The organism is Klebsiella sp. M5al (assembly GCF_002090195.1).
In the GTDB taxonomy this organism is placed as follows: domain Bacteria; phylum Pseudomonadota; class Gammaproteobacteria; order Enterobacterales; family Enterobacteriaceae; genus Klebsiella; species Klebsiella grimontii.
Genome location: NZ_CP020657.1, coordinates 3,185,551 through 3,206,389, shown reverse-complemented (window position 1 = coordinate 3,206,389; position 20,839 = coordinate 3,185,551). Strand labels below are relative to the sequence as shown.

General features: G+C 58.0%; 23 protein-coding genes. 11 read left to right on the top strand and 12 right to left on the bottom strand.

What is annotated here, in order from left to right:
• Window positions 1-140 precede the first annotated feature (140 nt).
• On the top strand, window positions 141-1,040 hold the full coding sequence (gene eamA / locus BWI76_RS15305; protein WP_024358059.1) for an O-acetylserine/cysteine exporter: 900 nt from the start codon (window positions 141-143) through the stop codon (window positions 1,038-1,040).
• A gap of 31 nt (window positions 1,041-1,071) precedes the next feature.
• Here the strand turns inward: eamA and marB are convergent, their stop codons facing one another.
• The 3 genes from marB to marR are packed head-to-tail and all read right to left on the bottom strand — an operon-like array spanning window position 1,072 to window position 2,153.
• Window positions 1,072-1,290, bottom strand: a complete 219-nt coding sequence (gene marB / locus BWI76_RS15300; protein ID WP_004119836.1) for a multiple antibiotic resistance protein MarB — start codon at window positions 1,288-1,290, stop codon at window positions 1,072-1,074.
• 30 nt (window positions 1,291-1,320) lie between these two features.
• On the bottom strand, window positions 1,321-1,701 hold the full coding sequence (gene marA, locus BWI76_RS15295; protein ID WP_004102351.1) for an MDR efflux pump AcrAB transcriptional activator MarA: 381 nt from the start codon (window positions 1,699-1,701) through the stop codon (window positions 1,321-1,323).
• A 17-nt stretch (window positions 1,702-1,718) separates the two neighbouring features.
• Window positions 1,719-2,153, bottom strand: coding sequence for a multiple antibiotic resistance transcriptional regulator MarR (marR, locus tag BWI76_RS15290; RefSeq protein WP_004102349.1), 435 nt, complete (start codon window positions 2,151-2,153; stop codon window positions 1,719-1,721).
• Window positions 2,154-2,414: 261 nt separating this feature from the next.
• On the opposite strand from marR, the gene BWI76_RS15285 reads away from it, so the two are divergent.
• Complete coding sequence (locus BWI76_RS15285) at window positions 2,415-3,083, top strand: MarC family NAAT transporter (RefSeq protein WP_004132764.1); 669 nt, start codon at window positions 2,415-2,417, stop codon at window positions 3,081-3,083.
• A gap of 73 nt (window positions 3,084-3,156) precedes the next feature.
• Here the strand turns inward: BWI76_RS15285 and BWI76_RS15280 are convergent, their stop codons facing one another.
• Window positions 3,157-4,356 carry a sugar transporter gene (locus tag BWI76_RS15280; protein WP_024358060.1) on the bottom strand — a complete coding sequence of 400 codons (1,200 nt, stop codon included), beginning with the start codon at window positions 4,354-4,356 and terminating at the stop codon, window positions 3,157-3,159.
• A 204-nt stretch (window positions 4,357-4,560) separates the two neighbouring features.
• On the opposite strand from BWI76_RS15280, the gene BWI76_RS15275 reads away from it, so the two are divergent.
• Window positions 4,561-5,352 carry a PhzF family phenazine biosynthesis protein gene (locus tag BWI76_RS15275; protein ID WP_049089024.1) on the top strand — a complete coding sequence of 264 codons (792 nt, stop codon included), beginning with the start codon at window positions 4,561-4,563 and terminating at the stop codon, window positions 5,350-5,352.
• Between the two features lie 9 nt (window positions 5,353-5,361).
• Complete coding sequence (locus tag BWI76_RS15270; RefSeq protein ID WP_004132759.1) at window positions 5,362-6,150, top strand: PhzF family phenazine biosynthesis protein; 789 nt, start codon at window positions 5,362-5,364, stop codon at window positions 6,148-6,150.
• Between the two features lie 142 nt (window positions 6,151-6,292).
• Here the strand turns inward: BWI76_RS15270 and BWI76_RS15265 are convergent, their stop codons facing one another.
• From BWI76_RS15265 to BWI76_RS15240, 6 genes are all read right to left on the bottom strand, one after another.
• Window positions 6,293-7,573: an SLC13 family permease gene (locus BWI76_RS15265; RefSeq protein WP_004132757.1), complete on the bottom strand. Its 1,281-nt coding sequence runs from the start codon at window positions 7,571-7,573 to the stop codon at window positions 6,293-6,295.
• 19 nt (window positions 7,574-7,592) lie between these two features.
• The gene (locus BWI76_RS15260; protein ID WP_004132756.1) at window positions 7,593-8,063 is read right to left on the bottom strand and encodes a YhcH/YjgK/YiaL family protein; all 471 of its coding nucleotides are present in this window, start codon (window positions 8,061-8,063) and stop codon (window positions 7,593-7,595) included.
• Entirely contained in the window at window positions 8,060-9,232 is a 1,173-nt protein-coding gene (locus BWI76_RS15255) for a sialidase family protein (RefSeq protein ID WP_004132754.1), read from the bottom strand. Before BWI76_RS15255 ends, BWI76_RS15260 begins: the two co-directional genes overlap by 4 nt.
• Before the next feature lie 28 nt (window positions 9,233-9,260).
• Window positions 9,261-10,022 (bottom strand): TerC family protein, encoded by a 762-nt coding sequence (locus BWI76_RS15250; protein ID WP_004132752.1) that lies wholly within the window; start codon window positions 10,020-10,022, stop codon window positions 9,261-9,263.
• A gap of 111 nt (window positions 10,023-10,133) precedes the next feature.
• A complete protein-coding gene (locus BWI76_RS15245) occupies window positions 10,134-11,018 on the bottom strand; it encodes a dihydrodipicolinate synthase family protein (protein WP_004132750.1) in 885 nt (294 codons plus the stop codon).
• Between the two features lie 18 nt (window positions 11,019-11,036).
• Window positions 11,037-12,182 carry an iron-containing alcohol dehydrogenase gene (locus tag BWI76_RS15240; RefSeq protein WP_004132747.1) on the bottom strand — a complete coding sequence of 382 codons (1,146 nt, stop codon included), beginning with the start codon at window positions 12,180-12,182 and terminating at the stop codon, window positions 11,037-11,039.
• A 176-nt stretch (window positions 12,183-12,358) separates the two neighbouring features.
• Here BWI76_RS15240 and dtnK point away from each other — a divergent pair, with 176 nt between their 5' ends.
• Genes dtnK through BWI76_RS15225 form a run of 3 tightly spaced genes read left to right on the top strand, consistent with a single transcriptional unit; the run spans window position 12,359 to window position 15,339 of the window.
• A complete protein-coding gene (dtnK, locus tag BWI76_RS15235; RefSeq protein WP_004135487.1) occupies window positions 12,359-13,597 on the top strand; it encodes a D-threonate kinase in 1,239 nt (412 codons plus the stop codon).
• The gene (locus tag BWI76_RS15230; RefSeq protein ID WP_024358065.1) at window positions 13,590-14,576 is read left to right on the top strand and encodes a D-threonate 4-phosphate dehydrogenase; all 987 of its coding nucleotides are present in this window, start codon (window positions 13,590-13,592) and stop codon (window positions 14,574-14,576) included. Before dtnK ends, BWI76_RS15230 begins: the two co-directional genes overlap by 8 nt.
• Before the next feature lies 1 nt (window position 14,577).
• Entirely contained in the window at window positions 14,578-15,339 is a 762-nt protein-coding gene (locus tag BWI76_RS15225; protein ID WP_004135491.1) for a DeoR/GlpR family DNA-binding transcription regulator, read from the top strand.
• Window positions 15,340-15,351: 12 nt separating this feature from the next.
• On the opposite strand, the gene BWI76_RS15220 is transcribed toward BWI76_RS15225, so the two are convergent.
• The gene (locus BWI76_RS15220) at window positions 15,352-16,296 is read right to left on the bottom strand and encodes an L-lactate dehydrogenase (RefSeq protein ID WP_049085886.1); all 945 of its coding nucleotides are present in this window, start codon (window positions 16,294-16,296) and stop codon (window positions 15,352-15,354) included.
• Window positions 16,297-16,441: 145 nt separating this feature from the next.
• Between BWI76_RS15220 and BWI76_RS15215 the strand changes: the two genes are divergently transcribed.
• The gene (locus BWI76_RS15215) at window positions 16,442-16,924 is read left to right on the top strand and encodes a GNAT family N-acetyltransferase (RefSeq protein WP_004135498.1); all 483 of its coding nucleotides are present in this window, start codon (window positions 16,442-16,444) and stop codon (window positions 16,922-16,924) included.
• Here BWI76_RS15215 and ptrR read toward each other — a convergent pair.
• A complete protein-coding gene (gene ptrR, locus BWI76_RS15210; protein WP_004135506.1) occupies window positions 16,878-17,756 on the bottom strand; it encodes a putrescine utilization regulator PtrR in 879 nt (292 codons plus the stop codon). The genes BWI76_RS15215 and ptrR overlap by 47 nt on opposite strands.
• Window positions 17,757-17,858: 102 nt before the next feature.
• Between ptrR and sad the strand changes: the two genes are divergently transcribed.
• The 3 genes from sad (at window position 17,859) to BWI76_RS15195 (ending at window position 20,752) form a co-directional block, all read left to right on the top strand.
• On the top strand, window positions 17,859-19,247 hold the full coding sequence (gene sad / locus BWI76_RS15205) for a succinate-semialdehyde dehydrogenase (RefSeq protein ID WP_171840894.1): 1,389 nt from the start codon (window positions 17,859-17,861) through the stop codon (window positions 19,245-19,247).
• 204 nt (window positions 19,248-19,451) lie between these two features.
• On the top strand, window positions 19,452-20,378 hold the full coding sequence (gene glsB / locus BWI76_RS15200; RefSeq protein WP_004135510.1) for a glutaminase B: 927 nt from the start codon (window positions 19,452-19,454) through the stop codon (window positions 20,376-20,378).
• Window positions 20,378-20,752 carry a DUF4186 domain-containing protein gene (locus BWI76_RS15195; protein WP_049086297.1) on the top strand — a complete coding sequence of 125 codons (375 nt, stop codon included), beginning with the start codon at window positions 20,378-20,380 and terminating at the stop codon, window positions 20,750-20,752. Before glsB ends, BWI76_RS15195 begins: the two co-directional genes overlap by 1 nt.
• Window positions 20,753-20,839 lie beyond the last annotated feature (87 nt).

Sequence of the window (20,839 nt, the reverse complement as noted above, 5' to 3'; positions counted from 1 at the left end):
TGCTAACCGAGGCTTGTATAGTTCCCATCGGTAATGAAAAGCACGCCAGCGCCCTACCGAAAATAATGATCTATGCGGCGGGCGAATTATTCGTTACTTTGATTTTGTTCACAAAAATTCCAATAACAACCGAGGCGGGTATGACGCGTAAAGACGGGCTGCTGGCATTGCTGGTGGTGGTGGTATGGGGGCTGAATTTCGTGGTGATCAAGATGGGGCTGCATAATATGCCGCCGCTGATGCTTGCCGGGCTGCGCTTTTTACTGGTGGCTTTCCCGGCGCTGTTCTTCGTCGCGCGGCCAAAAATTCCGCTAACCCTGCTGCTGGGCTACGGCCTGACGATTAGCTTCGGTCAGTTTGCGTTTCTGTTCTGCGCAATTAGTCTCGGCATGCCAGCCGGGCTGGCATCGCTGGTGCTGCAGGCCCAGGCCTTTTTCACCATCATTCTCGGGGCGTTTATTTTCGGCGAACGTTTGCAGGGGAAACAGCTGGCGGGGATCGCGCTGGCGATTTTCGGCGTGCTGGTGCTGGTCGAAGCCAGCCTCGGCGGCCAGCACGTGCCGCTGGTGGGCTTTATGCTAACGCTGGCCGCGGCGCTGAGCTGGGCCTGCGGCAATATCTTCAACAAGAAAATTATGTCGCATGCGAGCCGGCCGCCAATTATGTCTTTGGTGGTATGGAGCGCGCTGATCCCGGTGCTGCCGTTTATGCTGGCGTCGTGGATCCTCGACGGTCCGCAGGTCATGGCGGCAAGTCTGCTGGATATTGACCTGCTGACGATCCTGTCGCTGCTGTATCTGGCGTTTATCGCCACGATTGTCGGCTACGGGATCTGGGGAGCGCTGCTCGGCCGCTATGAAACCTGGCGCGTGGCGCCGCTGTCGCTGCTGGTGCCGGTGGTCGGGATGGCCAGCGCCGCCTTATTGCTCGGCGAGACGCTGAATAGCCTGCAGCTGCTGGGGGCGGTACTGATTCTGGCCGGGCTGTATATCAACGTGTTTGGCCTGCGGATCGCGCGTCCGGGCGCGGCGCGGGGGTAAAAAAAGCCCCGGTAACGGGGCTAAAGGGATTTTACAGGCCTTGCTGGTTGTAATACGGTACGCCCAGTTCATCTGATTTATCACTGCCCGAAGCCATGTGATTAAAATCAAAAGGCGAATCATTATGTTCGGAAGGAATAATCATCGCATCCCGGTTGTTGTGACGAACAGGAGTGCTGGTTTGCTCCGCGTAACTTTGGCCTGAGGCCAGCGCCAATAGCACGATGGCGGCGGAAGCGAATAGTTTCATGATTTCCTCAATACGTCTTTTTGCAGGCGGTTAACAACAGTTGTTTAGTGGGAGCAGGTAGCGCGACTCGCCCGGTACGTTGGTAATACGGTACTGGTGCGGCGGAACATCGAAATAGTTTTTGAAAGTTCGCGTCAGCGTTTGCTGCGATTCAAAACCGTAGCGCTCGGCCAGGTATAAGATAGGCTCGTTGCTCTGCTTCAGCTTCTGCGCGATCTCGGTCAGCTTACGGCTGCGGATGTACTGTCCCAGCGAGTGACCGGTCTCTTTCTTAAACATTCTTTGCAGGTGCCACTTGGAGTAACCTGAGCGCTCTGAAACCTTCTCCAGCGACAGGGGCGATTCCAGGTTATCCTCGATCCACGACAAAATACTATGGATAGTGATGGCGTCGTTATTGCGTCTGGACATCATCTTACCTCTTCTTATTACGACAGAACTTTTTTGAGTAAACACTCAAGAGTGGCCACTTCATCCGTCGACAGATTTTTTGTTAGTTCCTGGTGCAATTTCTGACCCACAACCTGATGACATTGCTCACAAAGGGCTGCGCCGTCTGGCGTCAACTGCACCAGCACCCCGCGCTTGTCAGTCGGGTTGGGTAACCGTTCAATCCAGCCTTTACAGACCAGGCGGTCGAGCATGCGCGTCATCGCGCCTGGATCGACCGAAAGCACGGTTTTCAGCTCAACGGGGGTAATACACACTTCGCAACGAATGGAACAGAGCACCCGGAACTGGGTGGAAGTAATATCCATCGGCGAGAGATAGTCGTTGAGCAGGCGATCTTTTTTCTGGTTAACCATCTGGATCAAGCGACCAAGGGGGATCATTTCGTTAAACAGGTCGCTTGTACTTTTCACAATGGTTGCCCAGGCAATGACTTAGTTGCGGGAGATATTATTGCCTAGGCAAATATAAGTCAACCTGATGAATTGCCCGATGCCACGATTTGCTAAAACGAAATGATGTGATGCAGGTCACTCTATTTCGCGTTGTTGTCTTATGATTTGACTGAATGATGAATGCGTACTGCGGAGAACGGGTACAATCTGGCCGCAAACGATATACTCAGCGCGCGTCATTTTTTGCTAATCCAAATATTTACAGGACCTTAATTCTCTATGATGGATCTTTTTAAAGCGATAGGCCTGGGGCTGGTAGTGATTCTACCGCTGGCGAACCCGCTGACTACCGTGGCGCTGTTCCTGGGCCTGGCCGGGAATATGAACAACGCCGAGCGTAACCGTCAGTCGCTGATGGCCTCGGTTTATGTGTTCGCCATCCTGATGGTCGCCTGGTATGCCGGCCAGGTGGTGATGAACACCTTCGGCATATCGATTCCCGGTCTGCGTATTGCCGGCGGCCTGATTGTCGCCTTTATCGGCTTCCGCATGCTGTTTCCGCAGCAAAAAGCCCACGATTCGATGGAAGCCAAGCTGAAATCGGAAGAGCTTGAGGATGAACCGACCGCCAATATCGCGTTCGTTCCGCTGGCGATGCCGAGCACCGCCGGGCCAGGGACTATCGCGATGATCATCAGCTCGGCGTCGACGGTAAAGCACGGCGCCAGCTTCCCGGAGTGGGTGGTGCTGGTGGCGCCGCCGATTACTTTTGCCCTGGTCGGGATTATCCTCTGGGGCTGCCTGCGCAGTTCCGGCGCGATTATGCGTCTGGTCGGGAAGGGCGGCATTGAGGCGATTTCGCGCCTGATGGGCTTCCTGCTGGTCTGCATGGGCGTGCAGTTTATTATCAACGGCGTGCTGGAGATTATTTCGACTTATCACGCCTGACGACTTTGCGTCGCCAGAAAAATAAAAAAGCCTGCCGATTTTGCAACCGGCAGGCTTTTTTTACGCCGAACTATCAGGAGTGATGCGGCTGGTGGTCTTCCAGCGACACCGGCCAGCGGCGGAAAATCATCACCGCCCAGATTAACGCGACGACGGCAGGGATCGCGCCGACGTAGCCAATAGACGCCATCGACAGATGGCTGCTGACCTGGCTGCCGACCAGCGCGCCCGCGCCGATGCCGATATTAAATATCCCCGAGAACAACGACATCGCCACGTCGGTGGCGTCCGGCGCCAGCGCCAGCACTTTCACCTGCATACCGAGCCCGATAATCATGATCGCCACGCCCCAGAAGACGCTCAGCAGCATCAGGTGATTAGCGTTGTGCGAAGCGGGCAGCAGCAGCAGCAAACACGCCAGCAGCAGGCCGATCGCGGCGTTAATCAACCCTGAAGCGTGCAGGTTGCCGAGTTTACCAAACAGGATGCTGCCGACGATCCCCGCGCCGCCCAGGGTCAGCAGCAGCAGAGTGGCGAAGTTGCCGCTCAGCCCGGCCACCGTCTGAACGAACGGTTCAATATAGCTGTAGGCGGTATAGTGCGCGGTCACCACGATGACCGTCAGCAAATAGATGCTCAGCAGCGCAGGGCGGCGGAACAGCACCGGCAGGCTTTTCAGCGATCCTGAGTGTTCGCTCGGTAGCTTAGGCAGCAGCTTGATCAGGCAAACCATGGTGACCAGCGCACCCAGGCCGATGACCAGGAAGGTGGTGCGCCAGCCAAAATACTGCCCGACGATACGGCCGATTGGGATGCCGAAGACCATCGCCAGCGCGGTACCGGTGGCAATCAGGCTCAGCGCCTGCGCCCGTTTACCGGCAGGCGCCATACGAATCGCCAGCGCTGAAGTAATCGACCAGAACACCGCGTGGGCAAAAGCGATACCGATACGGCTGATCACCAGCACGTTAAAGTTCCAGGCCAGGAACGACAGCACGTGGCTGGCGATAAACAGGATAAACAGGCCAACCAGCAGGCGACGGCGCTCCATCTTACTGGTCAGCAGCATAAAGGGCAGCGACATCAGCGCGACAACCCAGGCGTAGATCGTCAGCATGATCCCTACCTGCGCCGTTTCCATGCCAAAGCTGTCGGCGATGTCCGACAGCAGGCCCACGGGCGCAAATTCGGTGGTATTAAAGATAAATGCCGCAATCGCAAGCGTGACTACGCGAAGCCACGCGACCTTGCGTGAAACCGTATTTGTCATCATAAGTTCAGGGCTGGTTACAAAGAGGAAAGAAGTGGGACGATCTTAAAACGATTGCTGCTGAAAATACAATCATTTTGTGATCTGTGTCTCATTTTTGTTGAGGGGAGGTTTCTGCGACTAACGGATTAATTTTTCTATTAAACGTGTGGATTTCTCGCGTTTATGTCATGTTATCGATAAGTAAAAAAACAGAGGGACAGAACAATGCAGGAAATTAGCTTTTATCTGGTTGATGCCTTCAGCGATCGCAACTTTGGCGGTAACGCGGCGGCGGTATGCCCGCTCACCGAATGGCTGCCGGACGAAACGCTGCTGAAAATGGCCCAGCAGCATAATCAGTCGGAGACCGCGTTTTTCGTCCGTACGGATGAGGGGTATGAGCTACGTTGGTTTACGACGCTGGACGAAATCAACCTTTGCGGCCACGCGACCCTGGCGGCCTCGCACGTCATTTTTGAATATTTCGACCACCCCTCGTCGACAATCGTGTTTAGCACCCGCTTTGTCGGCGAGCTTCGCGTAACGCGCAGCGGCGACTGGCTGACGCTGGATTTCCCGGCCTGGGCGACGACGGTCGTTGAACAGCCGCCAACTGAACTTTTGGCGGGGCTCGGGCTGAGCGACGCGGTGGACGTTCGCGTGGCGCGCGATTATCTGGTGATTTTAGCCGACCGCCAGCAGGTGGAGGCTGTGCGTCCGGACATGCCTATGCTCCAGCGCCTCGGCAAAATGATCTGTGTCAGCGCCGCGGATGAAGAGTATGACTTTGTTAGCCGTTTCTTCTGCCCGGGCGAGTCGGTGGCGGAAGACCCGGTCACCGGGTCCGCGCACAGCATGCTGATTCCCTACTGGGGTGAGAAGCTCGGCAAAACGGAGATGCAGGCGCGGCAGGGGGCGGCCCGCGGCGGCGACCTGCGCTGTCAATGGCGGGGCGATCGGGTCCTGATCGGAGGTCAGGCAACGACCTACCTCATCGGCACCATAACATTACGCTAAGGAGACCCGGTGACTGACGTTCCTGTCTATCTGGTGGCGGCTTTCAGCGAGCAGCCTTTTGCCGGTAATCCGGCGGCGGTATGTCTGCTCAGGGAGTGGCTGCCGGATGAGCTGCTGCTCAAAATGGCCCAACAGCACAACCAGTCGGAAACCGCGTTTGTGGTCCCTGAGAGCGATGGTTTTGCGCTGCGCTGGTTTACCACCCGTAACGAGGTCAATCTCTGCGGCCACGCCACGCTTGCCAGCGCGCACGTGATTTTTCATCACCTGGATTTTCCGGATGCGGTGATTCACTTCGCGACCGCTTCCGGTCGGCTGACCGTAAGCCGTGAAGGCGACTGGCTGACCCTGGATTTTCCTGCGGGTGAAAGCGAAGAGCGAGAACCGCCTGCGGTGATGCTCTCCGCGCTGGGGATCGACAGCTACCTCCACGCCCGCAAGGGGCGCGCGTGGATTATCGAACTCGCCTCTCGTGACCAGGTCGAAGCCCTGCGGCCCAATATTGCGGCGATGACGCCTGGCGAACATAAAGTGACCGTGACTGCGGCAGGCAGCGGCGAATATGACTTCGTCAGTCGCTTTTTCTCCCCCGGCGAAGCGGTGTGGGAAGATCCGGTAACCGGTTCGGCGCATACCATGCTGATCCCTTACTGGAGCGCGAAGCTGGGCAAAACCCAGCTGCTGGCGCGTCAGGTTTCCGCGCGCGGCGGCGATATTCGCTGCCAGCTGAAGGGAGAAAGAGTCTTGATGAGCGGCCAGGCGGTGACCTATTTAAACGGCGTCATCACGCTGCGCTAACCAGGCCGTAATAATAAGACGGGATCGGCGACAGGCCAGCCGATCCCGAGCCTGAGTGGGTGACCAGGCGGAAGTATCCTGCGTACGCGACGAAAAGCCAGCGCCGCGAGCGGGTAAAACGACGATGGGGCTTATCCGTTAATTACATTGGGAATATAACGATCGCGCCGACGCACAATGCCAGAATACGAATTAAGTACATCGGTACCGAGAATAGCCAGAATTCCGGCAGTTTATATTTACCCATTCCCAGAATCATTGCCGGCATGCCGTCAATTGGCATATAGCCGCCGTTCCAGCCTGAAATCACTACGGCAATAGCGGCCGCGGTTGGGTTAAGGCCGAGGCTGGTGCAGGCGGCGATCGCAATCGGCGCGAAGATATAGACCGAACCCATGTTCGAGCCGGTAAAGGTGGCGCAGGTACTGGTCAGCAGCGCAAAGATAAAAATAAACACGAACGGCGAGACGCTGGAGCCGAGCACGCCCGCAACCGCATCGCCCACCATTGCCGTAAACCCGGTGCCCGCCAGCGCGTCGGCGACGCCGATAACCCCGGCCATCATCAGGATAACCGGCGCGCCCATATGATCGCGCACCTCTTTGAAGTCGACGACATTAATCATCATGACGAACGCGGCGGCAAGACCCGGTACCACATAGGCGATATTGCCTAACTGATTCATCAGCATCATGCCGACCACGCTGACGGCAAACGCCCCGACGGTGCAGTACTCTTTCCACGCGGGCAGAGTGACGGTTTCCTCTTCGCGTACCGCCATTGCTTCCTCGGAGGCGTCGGCGATCGGGTGATCGGGTAAAAAGCGATACGAAATCAGGCACCAGGCCAAAAACGCCAGCGACATCACCAGATTGACCAGCGCAAATTTCACCATCGAAATTTCTTCGTTGAAACCGGCGGTTTGCAGCACCGTTGCGGTGACGCCGAACAGCAGCGCGACGTTAACCGGCAACAGCGGATGGTTGGTGGCGAATCCCAGCGGCATCATCAGCTTCGAGGTCGGCAGCTTCTTGCTGTAGGGAATGGTCGAAACCAGCGACAGAATCAGCACGTAGTAGCCGGTTGAACCGGTACCCGCCAGGCTGGCGCCGAGCATCACAATCAACAGCAGCAAAGCATAGCTTTTGTAGCTGCCTCTGTTCACCAGACTCACCATCGCGGACTTGACGTTGCCTATCAGCCGCGTTTTCTGCAGCGCCGCCATCACCACCATAAACCCGGCGATCATGATGACGCTGGAGTTGACAAACCCGGCGAAAGCCTGTTGAACGTTGGCGAGCCCTGTCACAACCAATAGCAGACAGGCGAGCAGTGGCGGTGCGCCAAAGGCCATTTTGTCTGACATAATAAGAACTATCATTAGCACCAGAATGCCCAGCGCCAGAATCATTTCCATTGTCATTGTTATTGCTCCTTCTTATTTACCCTTCCAGCATGTCGCCCGGCACTTTAAATACGGCTTTGCGTACCGTTGCCGGCGCGTCTACCGCGCACAGCGCCTGGTGGGGTTCGCCGGGCAGAAATATCGCAAAATCACCGGCATGCAGGGTGATGGCCACCGGCAGTCGGCAATCGCGGGCGATAAACAGATCCGGCTTGCGCTCTTCATCGTCATCCTGCGCGACGCAGAGCATACCGGCGTTAATCACCTCGCAGCCCGCCAGCATCACCTGAATATCGGCCCACTGCTGGTGATATTCGGCGTGGCGCTGGGCGGTCGGCTGGGTATGCGCTTCGCCAATATTGCAAAACCAGCGGCAGCCCTCCGGCTGCCAGCGCCCGTCCTGCCTGGCGCTTAGCGCCGCTAGCGTGGCCTGCGGAAGGGCGAGAATTTGCCGCAGCGCTGGGGGAAGCCCTGCCAGCGGCAGAGCGTTAAGGTTGCCGACGATCATCGCGCGGACTCCTTCACCCATTCGGGCGTGATATGCACGTATTTAATCGCCTGACGGAACCAGGTGTAGGCAATGTGCAGCGTGCCGTCCGCCCCTTGTTTGATGCTCGGATAGGAGAATTCGCGGTTGCGCTTATCCAGCGAGTTGTTGGTCATGCAGTAGCCATCGCCTTCGTCGAGATTGCGCTGCCACGGCCAGGTTTTGCCGCCATCCGCAGAGATGGCTACGGTCATCGGCGCGCGCGGCGCGCCCCAGAACGCCGAGCGGCCGCTGGTGACTTCCGGCTCTTTACGGCTGTTATCGCCATCGTCGATTTCATCATAAAGCGACGCGCGGCGTTCCAGCGCGCCGGCGGCGCTCATGTGGTTAAATACCAGCGCCAGTTCGCCGCTGGCGAGGGTGGTGACCTGAATGGATGAGTTGTTATTGGGCAGCTCGGTCGGTTCCGGCACTGACCAGCTTTCGCCGTTATCTACGGACTGGCTGTAGTAGATGTTGTCGGCCCAGCGGCTGCGGAACAGCGCGACCAGCGTGCCGCCTGGCAGGGCGGTGATATTCATATGCACGCAGCCGAGGCTTTGCGGTACTTCAACGTCGCGCCAGGTTTTGCCCTTATCGGCGGAGATTTTGACGGCGCTGATATCGTCGTTGCCGACCCACTTTTCGCCCGGCTGCGTGCGGCAGTAGAAGACCGGCAGCAGCCAGTTGCCGTTGTCCAGAACGGTCACCGGTTGGCGAATAAAGGTACCCGGTTTATCGAGCAGGGTAGCAATGTCGCCCCAGGTCTGGCCCAGATCCGTTGACTGGCGATAGCGCACGATGGCGGTATCCTGGTTGCCGGAGATCTGCGCGGTCCACAGCAGCCACAGCACATTATCCGGCGCCAGAAACAGCACCGGGTTTTGCTCGGAGCGGCTGGCGTCGTTGGACAATTTGACCGCCTCGCTCCACTGGCGACTCCCGGGCAGCAGGCGCGATCCCCAAACGGAGATATCGGCCACGCCTTCCTGGGTGCCGCCGAACCACACGCACATCAGCGAGCCGTCCGGCAGCGGCAGCAGGTTCGCCGCGTGATTTTGCGGGCAAGATGAGGGGAGCATGGCGGTTTCCACGCGCTCATCCCGCGGGTGCTGAGATATAATTCCGTCACGAACTGCTGTTACAGACATATTCACTCTCCGTTATTTCAGTAGGGTTCTATTTATTGATCGGTAATGAGGCGTAAGCGTCTTGCTGTTGTGAAACTTTAATGATTTTTCTGCTGCGAATAATATTGAGCGTTTCTACCGCCAGCGAAAAGAAAATGGCAAAATAGAGATAACCTTTCGCAATATGTATTTCCAGGCTGTCGGCCACCAGTAATAACCCGACTAATAGCAGGAAAGTTAAAGCGAGCATTTTCATCGTTGGCGTGTTATTGACAAAATCGCCGATGGTTTTTGCCGCGAACATCATAATGCCAACAGCGATAATGACTGCCGTAATCATAATGAAAATATGTTGCGACAAACCGACTGCGGTAATAACAGAATCAAGGCTGAAGACGATATCCAGCAACATAATCTGGATGATGGCCCCGGCCAGCGAAAGCTGACGCTGGCCGCCGCCGTGCGACTCTTCTGCCAGCTGGAGTTCACCGCGTATCTCCTGCAGTGACTTGTAAATAAGGAAACAACCACCGACAAATAAAATGATGGTGCGCACCGATACGACAAAATGCGCAATAGTAAACAGCGGCAACGTTATATGCGCCAGCCAGGCAATAGATACCAGCAATAGCACGCGCATAACCATTGCGCCGCTTAATCCCAACTTACGCGCAACATTTTGCTGATGCGGCGGGAGCTTGGCCACCACCAGCGAGAGAAAGATAATATTATCGACCCCGAGAATAATCTCCAGAAAGGTGAGCGTTACCAGCGTCAACCATATTTCAGGATCAAGCATCCATATAAACATTGAAACATCCCTTACGCTACGTAAGACGTTATATACAAAACATTAAATATTGCCAGCACTGATTTTTGTTTAAACCAGCGCCGGGAATTTAATTAAATATTTCCGCTATCTTCAGGAAATATATTTGGCAATAATATGATTAATTTCCTCGCACTGCGCCGAGGTGAAGCTCACCGCATAGCGGCTGTCGCCAACATCGTGGCCCATCAGCTGCAGCGCCTTTTTTACCGCCGCCGGCGAGAACGCAACTTTATAAAGATCGGTGCGCAGGCCGGTGACGCTCTCCTGAGCCTGGCGGGAGCCCTCAACATTGCCCGCTTTAAAATTTGCCCAGATGGCGTTGATCTCTTTTGGCGCGACGTTGGCCAGCCCGGAAATACAGGCGGAGCAGCCATCAACAAAACCCTGGTGTATCAGCGAATCAGGGCCGTTCAGCACGTCAAAATCGGCGATATCCCGGACCGCATCGAGGAAACCCTTCAGGCTTTCGTAGCTGCCGGCGCTGTCTTTGACGCCGATAATGTTCGGATGCTGCGCCAGCGCACGCGCGGTTTGCGGTTCAATGGTGTTGCCGGTACGCGCCGGGATGTTGTAGAGAAATACTGGTACGCTCAGGGCGTCAGCAATGGCGGTATAGTGGGCGATCAGCTCATCCTGTTTTAGCGGCACAAACCAGGGGGTGATGACCGAGACCGCGTCAACGCCCAGTTGTTCGATCTGTTTACCCAGGCGGATCGTTTCGCGAGTCGACACTTCACCGATATGCGCCACCACCGGCGCGCGACCGGCGACTTCTTCCACGCAGGCTTTAGCGACAGCGACTTTTTCCGCTTCATTGAGCACAAAAAACTCGCCGTTGGTCCCGCCGCAGAAAATACCGTTGCCCGCGGCGAGCTGGCGCTGCACCTGCTGCTTCAGCGCCGGAATATTTACGGCTCCCTCGGCGGTAAAAGGCGTGACGATGGCGGTCAGAACGCCGGTAATTGAATTGCTCATTTCATCTCTTCCCTGGTGTTATTGTGCTGGGAACAGGGTGCGGTAAACCGCCTCAACCTGCTCCTGGTTAACGCTGCATGGCGCATTATTCAGTAAACGTTTGACGTTCAGCGCCGCTTCGCTCAGTTCGCCAATACTCTCCTGCGGCACGCCCAGCGCGGCGAGGTTGTCGGGCAGCTGCAGGCGTTTCACCAGCGCGGCCAGCCAGGCGACCAGCGCATGAGATTTTTGTTCTTCGCTAAGCGTCAGATCGGCGTCAGGGATCAAATCCCATACTTGCGCGAATTTCGCCACCGCGTGCGGGCGCACCACCTTCATACAAGGCGCCAGCAGGATGGCGTTAGCCACGCCGTGCGGCAGGTGATATTTGCCGCCTAACGGATAGGAAAGGGCATGAACCAGATGAGTGCCCGCATGGTTAATGGCCACTCCGCCATAATAAGAGGCCCACAGCATCTCCAGCTTCGCCGCCAGATTGTGCGGCTCGCTCACCGACAGCTCGATGTTGCGCACCAGCTTGCGCAGGCCAATCAGCGCCGCGTTATCGCTAACCGGATTGGCAACGGTCGAAGTAAAGCACTCAATCAGGTGGCACAGCGCGTCGATGCCGGTAGAGGAGGCGATGTGCGCGGGCATGCTGGTGGTCAATTCCGGCAGCAGGGCAACGTAGTCCGGCAGCAGAACCGGGGAGATAATCCCCACCTTCGTATTCTGTTCCGGGATCGCCAGGATCGCGTTCGGCGTGGCTTCGGAACCGGTGCCGGCGGTGGCGGGAATTAATAACGAGGTCACCTTTTGCTGCGGCTTTTCGCCGGCCAGCAGCGCATCCAGCCCCGGCGAGCGGGGATGCAGCAGAACGGAGAGCAGCTTGGTCACATCCAGAACGCTACCGCCGCCGATCCCGACAATAAGCTCCGCTTGGTTAGCGCTGACGAGGCGCAGAATTTGCGCCATATCATGCTGGCTCGGCTCAGCCGGTACGGAATCCATCACCTGCAGCTGACGCCCCTCATCTTCCAGAAGCGCGCGGATCTGCTGCGCGGCATCGAGTTTGCCCACGTTGGCGTCGGTGACCAGCAAAATGCGCCTTTTGCCCGCTAGCAGCGGCAGCAGGGCGGTAAAGGCGCCCGCGCCGCTAATCAGAGTGCTGTTAATGGTTGCCACTTTTTTCTCCTCTGTAATGAATGATTAAATTTAATCATTTTTTCTGCGTGCCACTCACATTGTGGGATGAAGTTATAATTTATAGCGAGATTTAATAACTTGAGCTTGCTCACATTTAATCAATTGTGATTGAATATAATCATTATCAATGTCGAACAGCTTGAAAAGGGAAAACGATGGGCAGCGGCGATAACAAGGTGCTGGTTCTGGCTGATGACTTTACCGGCGCAAATGACGCGGGAGTCAGCCTGGCGGAGACGGGGATGCGGGCGGAAGTGGCGTTTACCGCCAGCTATCAGGGGGAGGCGCAGGCGCTGATCCTCAATAGCGACAGCCGCGCGCAGCCCGCCGCAGAGGCGGCACGGCGCATCACGCATCTTTTACAGGCGGTGTTGCCGCGTTTTCAGCCGCGCTGGATGGTGAAAAAAATCGACTCCACGCTGCGTGGCAATCTCGGCGCCGAGCTGGAAGCAACGATGCGCGCGCTGAACTGCGCCGTAGCGGTTCTGGCGCCCGCCTTTCCGGCGGCAGGCCGGGTGACGCGCCGGGGCCTGTGCTATGTGCACGGCGTGCCGGTGAATGAAACCGAGTTCGCGACCGACCCGAAAACGCCGGTCAGCAGCGCGGATATCGCCGTCGTGGTCGCTCAACAAAGCGATGTGCTGTGCCGCGGGACAACGGTCGCCGGGCTGGCGGCAGAGCTGGAACAAACGGTTGAGACGCCGCGGGTGCTGATCGTGGATGCCGAAGAAAACCAGCAGCTGGACGCCATTATCGCCACGGTCGCTGTGTGCGAGCAGCGGGTGCTGCTGGTGGGGGCTGCGGGGCTATGTGACGCCCTGGCGCGTCGGCTGGCCGCCGTACCGCGCGGACCGCTGTTGGCGATTGTCGGTTCAATGAGCGAGATTGCGCAACAGCAGGTCGCCCGGCTTGAGGCGCATTCGCGCGTTGTTCGCGTAGAAATTGATGTCGCGAGGGCGTTTGGCGGCGATGCCAACGCTGACGCCCGATGCATCGCCGCGGTATTGAGTGAAAATAATCATTGCGTCGTCACCACGCGTCCCGATAGCGAGGCGCGAAAGGGTATTGAAGCCCTGTGCCGGCAGCACGGGGTCGATCGCACCGCGCTTGGCGAGCGGATCTGCGCGTATCTGGCGCGCGTGAGCGAGCTGGCCATCGCGCAAAGCCAGCCGGGGGCGCTCTATTTATCCGGCGGCGACGTGGCTATCGCCGTGGCGCAGGCGCTGGGCGCCAGCGGATTTCATATTACAGGCCGGGTGGCGCAATGCGTGCCGTACGGCAATTTTCTGGGTAGTAGCTGGCAGCGGCCGGTAATGACCAAGGCAGGCGGATTCGGAACGGAAACCACCCTGCTGGAGGTCGTGAACTTTATTGAGGAGAAAATGAGTGACTAACATCATAGCGGTAACGATGGGAGATCCGGCAGGCATTGGCCCGGAAATTATTATTAAATCGCTGGTTGAGGGGAAACTCAACGGCGCGCCGGTAGTCGTGGTGGGCTGTGCGCAGACGCTGCGGCGGATCCTGGCGCTGGGGATCACCCCGCGCGCCGAACTGCGAATCATTGAGAACCCGGGGCAGGCGCAGTTCAGCGCGGGCACGATTAACGTGATCGACGAACCGCTGGCCGATCCGCAGGGGCTGCGCCCGGGCGAAGTACAGGCACAGGCGGGGGATTTAGCATACCGCTGCATCAAGCGGGCGACCGACCTGGCGATGGCCGGAGAGGTGTTCGCGCTCGCCACCGCGCCGTTAAATAAAGAAGCGCTGCATCTGGCCGGGCACAACTTCCCGGGGCATACCGAAATGCTCGCCCATCTGACGCAGACCAAAGATTTCGCGATGGTGCTGTATACCGATAAGCTCAAGGTTATCCATATCTCCACCCACGTGGCGCTGCGTAACTTCCTCGATAACCTGAACCAGCCGCGGGTGGAGACGGTGATTGGTATTGCCGATAGCTTCCTGCGCCGGGTGGGTTATAGCCAGCCGCGTATTGCCGTCGCCGGGGTTAATCCTCACGCCGGTGAAAACGGCCTGTTTGGCGATGAAGAGATCCGTATCGTCGGGCCGGCGGTAGAAGCGATGAAAGCCAAAGGTCTTAACGTCACCGGACCGTGCCCGCCGGATACGGTGTTTATGCAGTGCCACGAAGGCCTGTTTGATATGGTCGTGGCGATGTATCACGATCAGGGACATATTCCGCTAAAATTGCTTGGGTTTTATGATGGGGTGAATATTACCGCCGGACTGCCGTTTATTCGCACTTCCGCCGACCACGGCACGGCGTTTGATATTGCCTGGACAGGTAAAGCTAAGTCTGACAGCATGACTACCTCTATTGAGCTCGCCATGCAAATCGCACAGGAATAACATGAAGGGATATAACCGGTTAGAGCAGATTATGGATTATCTCAAGAGCCATAATCTGGTGACAGTGGAGCAGCTGGTGGCGGTGACCGACGCCTCGCCCGCGACCATTCGCCGCGACCTGATTAAGCTCGATCAGGAAGGGGTGATCAGCCGAACGCACGGCGGCGTGACCCTCAACCGGTTTATTCCAGCACAACCGACCACGCAGGAGAAATCCCAGCGTAGCCAGCAGGAAAAATATGCCATCGCCAGCGCGGCGGCGGCGTTGGTCAAGGCCGGGGACGCCATTGTCCTCGATGCCGGGACCACCATGATTGAACTGGCCCGGCAAATTACCCATCTGCCGCTGCGGGTGATCACCAGCGACCTGCATATCGCCCTGTTCCTGTCGGAGTTTAAGCAAATTGAAGTGACGATCATCGGCGGGCGCATCGACGACAGCAGCCAGTCCTGCATCGGCGATCACGGGCGCCGCCTGCTGCAGAATATCTGGCCCGATCTGGCATTTGTCAGCTGCAACGGCTGGGACCTGGAGAAGGGCGTCACCTCGCCAACGGAAGAAAAAGCGGCGCTGAAGCGCGACTTAATCGCCAACGCCCGGCGGCGCATACTGCTGGCGGACAGCTCTAAATACGGCGCCTGGTCGCTGTTTAATATCACGCATCTCGACTCACTCACCGATATCATTACCGACAGTCATCTGCCGGAAGCGACGCGCGAAGCGTTAACGCATATTCATCCCCGGCTGATCGTGGCCGGCTAACCGGGAAGCGGCTTACGGCAGACGGGCGATACTGGCTTTAATCACCTCGATAGCGTGGCGAAACTTCTCCGCTTCATCATCGGCCAGCTGCAGCTCAATAATTTGCTGCACGCCGCTTTGCGTGAGCACCGCCGGAACGCCGGCCGCCGCGCCGGTTACCCCGTACTCGCCATCAAGAATGCACGATACCGCCAGCGCACGATGGCTGCCGGTGAAAATATTGCGACAGATTTCGGCGATGGTCCCAGCGACGCCGTACTCCGTGCAGCCTTTGCCGGCGTAAATCTCAAACCCCAGCTTACGCACCTTGTCGGCAATCAGATCCCGGTCGAGGGCTTTACCGGTATGTTTCTGGTAAACATCGGCGATGGCGGAGCCGTAAACCGCCGAGTGCGACCATACCGGAAACTGGGCATCGCCATGCTCGCCCAGAATAAAGGCGTCGATGCTTTGCGCGCCGATATCCAGCGCCTGGGCCAGCACCCTGCGTAAGCGGGTGGTATCTAACCAGACGCCGGTTCCCAGCACTTGGCCGCGCGGCAGGCCAGAAAGCTGCCACACCTGCCAGGTGATGATGTCGCAGGGATTGGTGGCAACCAAAAAGATGCCGTTGAAGCCGCCGTTCATCATCTGCGGGACAAGGCTTTTGACGATTTTCGCCGTGTTGGTCAATTCATCCAATCGGGTCTGGCCCGGCTTGAGCGCGCCGCCGGAAACGGTGATCACCGCGATATCGACATCGGCGCAGTCGCTGGCTTCGCGGGTGGAAATGGTCATCATTCCCGGCATATAGGCGGCCGCGTCGCTCAGGTCCTGAGCGTGCGCTTCGGCGCGTGGTTTATTGAGATCGACAAGGATCAACTCCTCGCAAACCGACTGGTTTAACAGGGCGTAGGCCGCAGAGGCGCCGACGTTTCCGGCCCCGATAATCATCACCTTGCGCGCTTTGGTATTCATCGTTTTATCCTGATAAAAGACATCATGCCGCAAAATTACTGCCTCCCAAGGGGTTAGCGCAAGCGGGGCCGGAAGCTATAAGTTAATGCTATGGCGGCGCTGCGGACGCTGCGCGCTACAGTACGCTCAAAAAAGGAGCTTATTTATGTACACCATCGCCGCGACCCCGCTAAACCACCCGGACCTCACCGCTTTAATTGCCGAACTGGACGCCTACCAGCAGACGCTCTATCCGGCGGAAAGCAACCATCTGATCGACCTGAGCGCGCTTCCGGCGGAGTCGGTTATCGCGCTAATTATCCGCGATACCCGGCAGCAGGCCGTTGGCTGCGGGGCGGTCGTGCTCGGCGAAGAGGGGTTTGGCGAGATGAAACGGGTGTTCATTAACCCGGCCCATCGCGGCCAGCAGCTGGGAGAAAAACTGCTGGCGGCGCTGGAGAAAGAGGCGATAAATCGTGAATGCCATACCCTGCGCCTGGAAACCGGCATCCATCAGCACGCCGCCGTTGCGCTATATACGCGCAATGGGTATCAGACCCGCAGCGCCTTCGCGCCGTATCAGCCGGATCCGTTAAGCATCTTTATGGAGAAACTGCTGCTTGTCGATCTTCGTTCAGCAGCGCTATAAACGCTTCGAGCTGGCGAGTTTTCGCCCCGCGCCGCCAGACCAGCCAGGTCGTTAACCAGCGCCACTCTTCGGCCAGCGGCCAGGCGGAAACCTGCTGGTGGCCCGGCATGCTCTCGAGCATGCTGCGCGGGATCAGCGCCAGCCCGGCGCCGGCAATGACGCAGGCCAGCATTCCGTGGTAGGACTCCATCTCATGGATCCGCCCCGGGGTGGCGCGATCGGCGTGGAACCAGCTCTCAAAATGACGGCGGTAGGAGCAGTTGGCGCGAAACGCGTAGACGCTGGCGCCGTTCACTTCGCTGGCCCGGGCGATGGGCGGATGGCCAAATGGCGCGACGATCATCATCTCTTCCGGGAACACCGGTAACCCTTCAAGCCCCGGATGCACCAGCGGGCCGTCGACGAACGCCGCGCTCAGGTTGCCCTCGAGTACGCCGTCGATCATGGTGCCGGACGGGCCGGTGGAGAGGGCCAGATGGATCTTCGGATAGCGCTGATTAAAGTGCGCCAGGGTCGGGGAAATACGCACGGCGGCGGTACTCTCCAGCGAGCCGAGCGAAAACAGTCCCTGAGGCTCGTCCCCCGCGACCACCATCCGCGCCTCATCAACCAGCGCCAGGATCTGCTGGCTATAGCGTAAAAAGCTGTGTCCGGCGGGCGACAGGCGCAGGCGCTGGTTTTCGCGAATAAACAGTTCGACGCCGAGATCCGCCTCCAGCTGGCGAATGCGCGTGGTCAGGTTCGACGGCACGCGATGCACCTTCTGCGCGGCCTGGGTAATGCTGCCTGTGCTGGCGACGGCGTTAAACATCTCAAGCTGGGTCAGATCCATAGCGTTCTTCTTTTGTGAAAGGGTTGCTCAATATTATTCATTTTTAATGAAGGGAAGGGTAAGCCAGAATAAGGTCACTTCGCAATCAACACAGAGAGAAAAATGATGAATTTATCTGCCACTCATGCGGTTTCCGTGAACCCAACGACAGGTGAAACGCTGTCGTCTCTGCCATGGGCCAGCGAACAACAGGTTGATTCAGCCATTGCCCTTGCGGAACAAGGCTATCGCCAATGGCGCAAGGTCAGCGTGGCGCAGCGCGCGACGACGCTGCGTAACGTCGGCGCCGCGATGCGCGCCCGGAGCGAAGCGCTGGCGCAAATGATTAGCCTTGAGATGGGCAAACCGATTGCCCAGGCGCGCGGCGAAGTCGCTAAATCCGCCAATCTTTGTGACTGGTATGCCGAACACGGCCCGGCGATGTTGAATACCGAAGCGACGCTGGTTGAAGACAATAAAGCGGTAATTGAGTACCGTCCGATGGGCGCTATCCTCGCGATCATGCCGTGGAACTTCCCGGTGTGGCAGGTGCTGCGCGGCGCGGTGCCGATTCTGCTGGCGGGCAACAGCTATCTGCTTAAGCATGCGCCAAACGTGCTGGGCAGCGCGGCGATGATTGGCGAAATTTTTGCCGCAGCGGGCGTGCCGGAAGGCGTGTTTGGCTGGGTGAACGCCACCAACGACGGCGTTTCGCAAATGATTAACGACCCGCGCATCGCCGCGGTGACCGTCACCGGCAGCGTGCGCGCCGGGAAGGCGATTGGTGCTCAGGCCGGCGCGGCGTTGAAAAAATGCGTGCTGGAGCTGGGCGGTTCCGATCCTTTTATCGTCCTTAACGACGCCGACCTTGATGAGGCGGTGAAGGCGGCGGTGATTGGCCGCTACCAGAATACCGGGCAGGTCTGCGCAGCCGCGAAGCGTTTCATCGTCGAGGCGGGTATTGCTGAAGCCTTTACGCAGAAATTTGTCGCCGCCGTCGCCGCGCTGAAAATGGGCGATCCGCGCGATGAGCAGAATTATATTGGACCGATGGCGCGTTTCGACCTGCGCGATGAGCTGCACGAGCAGGTGCGGGCAACCCTAAAAGAGGGGGCGACCCTGTTACTGGGCGCGGAAAAAATCGAAGGCGCAGGCAACTACTATGCGCCAACGGTGCTGGGGAACGTCACCGCTGAGATGACCGGCTTTCGCGAGGAACTGTTTGGGCCGGTGGCGACGATTACCGAAGCCCGCGATGCCGATCATGCGCTGGCGCTGGCTAACGAGAGCGAATTTGGCCTTTCAGCAACGGTTTATACCACCAGTGAAACGCAGGCCCGGCGCTTTGCCGATGAGCTGGAGTGCGGCGGGGTGTTTATCAACGGCTACTGCGCCAGCGATGCCCGCGTGGCGTTCGGCGGCGTGAAGAAAAGCGGTTTTGGCCGCGAGCTCTCCCATTTTGGCCTGCATGAATTCTGCAACGTGCAGACTGTCTGGAGAGATCGCCGCTAACCCTACAAACTGCCCCCGGAGGCGGCGCAATGCCCCTGCCCGGGCTACGGGTCACAGCCATCTGCGATCGCGTAGCCCGGGAAAAAAGCCCCGATATGATTAAGCTATTCACTTAGCGGCACCGAAGCGAGAAAGAGGCTGTTTCTTCGCGCCGCGTGCGCCTATAATTACCGCCCGAATTTTGTTGTTGGCAAGGAGCCGCGCGTGGCGACGGTAATAAATAACGCAATGCTCGATGCCATTTTGGCTGAAGTCAGGCCGCTGATTGGACGCGGTAAAGTGGCGGACTATATTCCGGCGCTGGCCAGCGTCAGCGGCGATAAGCTCGGCGTGGCCATCTGTACGGTCGACGGTCAGCACTACAGCGCCGGCGACGCGCACGAGCGTTTCTCCATTCAATCGATCTCGAAAGTCCTGAGCCTGGTGGTGGCGATGAATCACTATCAGGAAGAGGAGATCTGGCAGCGGGTGGGGAAAGATCCCTCCGGCCAGCCTTTTAACTCGCTGTTGCAGCTGGAAATTGAGCAAGGCAAACCGCGCAACCCGTTTATTAACGCCGGGGCGCTGGTGGTCTGCGATATGCTGCAAAGCCGTCTTAGCGCGCCCCGCCAGCGAATGCTGGAAATCGTTCGTCGTCTGAGCGGGGTGGGCGATATCGCCTATGATCCGGTGGTTGCCCGCTCGGAGTTCGATCATTCGGCGCGCAATGCCGCTATCGCCTGGCTAATGAAATCCTTCGGCAATTTCCATAACGATGTCGCCACGGTACTGCAAAACTATTTCCACTACTGTTCGCTGGAGATGAGCTGCGTGGAGCTGGCGCGCACCTTTCTGTTTCTTGCCGACCGAGGTATCGCCCCGCACCTTGAGACGCCGGTGATTGCGCCGATTCAGTCGCGGCAGGTCAACGCCCTGATGATGACCAGCGGCATGTATCAGAACGCCGGTGAATTTGCGTGGCGCGTCGGTTTGCCGGCGAAATCCGGCGTCGGCGGCGGGATTGTGGCTATTGTCCCGCAGGAGATGGCGATCGCGGTGTGGAGCCCGGAGCTCGATGAGGCGGGGAACTCGCTGGCCGGGATTGCTTTACTGGAAAAACTCACCCAAAAGCTGGGGAGGTCGGTGTTCTGATGGTGCCAATCGAAAGCCTGTTTGCCCGCCTGCAGCGTTCCACTTTTCGCTCCCGTTTTCGCCTCGGCGTGAAAGAACGGCAGTACTGTTATGATAAGGGCGCGGAAGTTATCGACCAGCACGCGGCGGACTTTATCGCCCGGCGGCTGGCGCCCGCGCGCATTCCTAACGACGGCAAGCAGACCCCGATGCGCGGACATCCGGTGTTTATCGCCCAGCATGCCACCGCGACCTGCTGTCGCGGCTGTCTGGAGAAGTGGCACGCCATCCCGCGCGGGCGCGGGCTCAGCGATGAAGAGCAGCGCTACGTGGTGCAGGTTATTCACCACTGGCTGGTGATCCAGATGAATTCGCCGGATCGCGGCAGACCGTAATTCATCGGGCGGCGGTATATGCCTGATAATTATTCTCATGATATGATGAACCGCTTACTCATTATTAACATAATAATTGCCTGAAAC

Bases quoted from the DNA above. Each gene is read 5' to 3' on its own strand.
- BWI76_RS15195 (WP_049086297.1), top strand. From the start codon at position 20,378: ATGGTGCCAATCGAAAGCCTGTTTGCCCGCCTGCAGCGTTCCACTTTT.
- marB (WP_004119836.1), bottom strand. From the start codon at position 1,290: ATGAAACTATTCGCTTCCGCCGCCATCGTGCTATTGGCGCTGGCCTCA.
- eamA (WP_024358059.1), top strand. From the start codon at position 141: ATGACGCGTAAAGACGGGCTGCTGGCATTGCTGGTGGTGGTGGTATGG.
- BWI76_RS15250 (WP_004132752.1), bottom strand. From the start codon at position 10,022: ATGTTTATATGGATGCTTGATCCTGAAATATGGTTGACGCTGGTAACG.
- ptrR (WP_004135506.1), bottom strand. From the start codon at position 17,756: ATGGATCTGACCCAGCTTGAGATGTTTAACGCCGTCGCCAGCACAGGC.
- BWI76_RS15280 (WP_024358060.1), bottom strand. From the start codon at position 4,356: ATGATGACAAATACGGTTTCACGCAAGGTCGCGTGGCTTCGCGTAGTC.
- BWI76_RS15265 (WP_004132757.1), bottom strand. From the start codon at position 7,573: ATGACAATGGAAATGATTCTGGCGCTGGGCATTCTGGTGCTAATGATA.
- BWI76_RS15260 (WP_004132756.1), bottom strand. From the start codon at position 8,063: ATGATCGTCGGCAACCTTAACGCTCTGCCGCTGGCAGGGCTTCCCCCA.
- BWI76_RS15225 (WP_004135491.1), top strand. From the start codon at position 14,578: ATGAAGGGATATAACCGGTTAGAGCAGATTATGGATTATCTCAAGAGC.
- BWI76_RS15285 (WP_004132764.1), top strand. From the start codon at position 2,415: ATGATGGATCTTTTTAAAGCGATAGGCCTGGGGCTGGTAGTGATTCTA.
- BWI76_RS15215 (WP_004135498.1), top strand. From the start codon at position 16,442: ATGTACACCATCGCCGCGACCCCGCTAAACCACCCGGACCTCACCGCT.
- BWI76_RS15255 (WP_004132754.1), bottom strand. From the start codon at position 9,232: ATGTCTGTAACAGCAGTTCGTGACGGAATTATATCTCAGCACCCGCGG.
- BWI76_RS15275 (WP_049089024.1), top strand. From the start codon at position 4,561: ATGCAGGAAATTAGCTTTTATCTGGTTGATGCCTTCAGCGATCGCAAC.
- dtnK (WP_004135487.1), top strand. From the start codon at position 12,359: ATGGGCAGCGGCGATAACAAGGTGCTGGTTCTGGCTGATGACTTTACC.
- BWI76_RS15245 (WP_004132750.1), bottom strand. From the start codon at position 11,018: ATGAGCAATTCAATTACCGGCGTTCTGACCGCCATCGTCACGCCTTTT.
- marA (WP_004102351.1), bottom strand. From the start codon at position 1,701: ATGTCCAGACGCAATAACGACGCCATCACTATCCATAGTATTTTGTCG.
- sad (WP_171840894.1), top strand. From the start codon at position 17,859: ATGATGAATTTATCTGCCACTCATGCGGTTTCCGTGAACCCAACGACA.
- BWI76_RS15220 (WP_049085886.1), bottom strand. From the start codon at position 16,296: ATGAATACCAAAGCGCGCAAGGTGATGATTATCGGGGCCGGAAACGTC.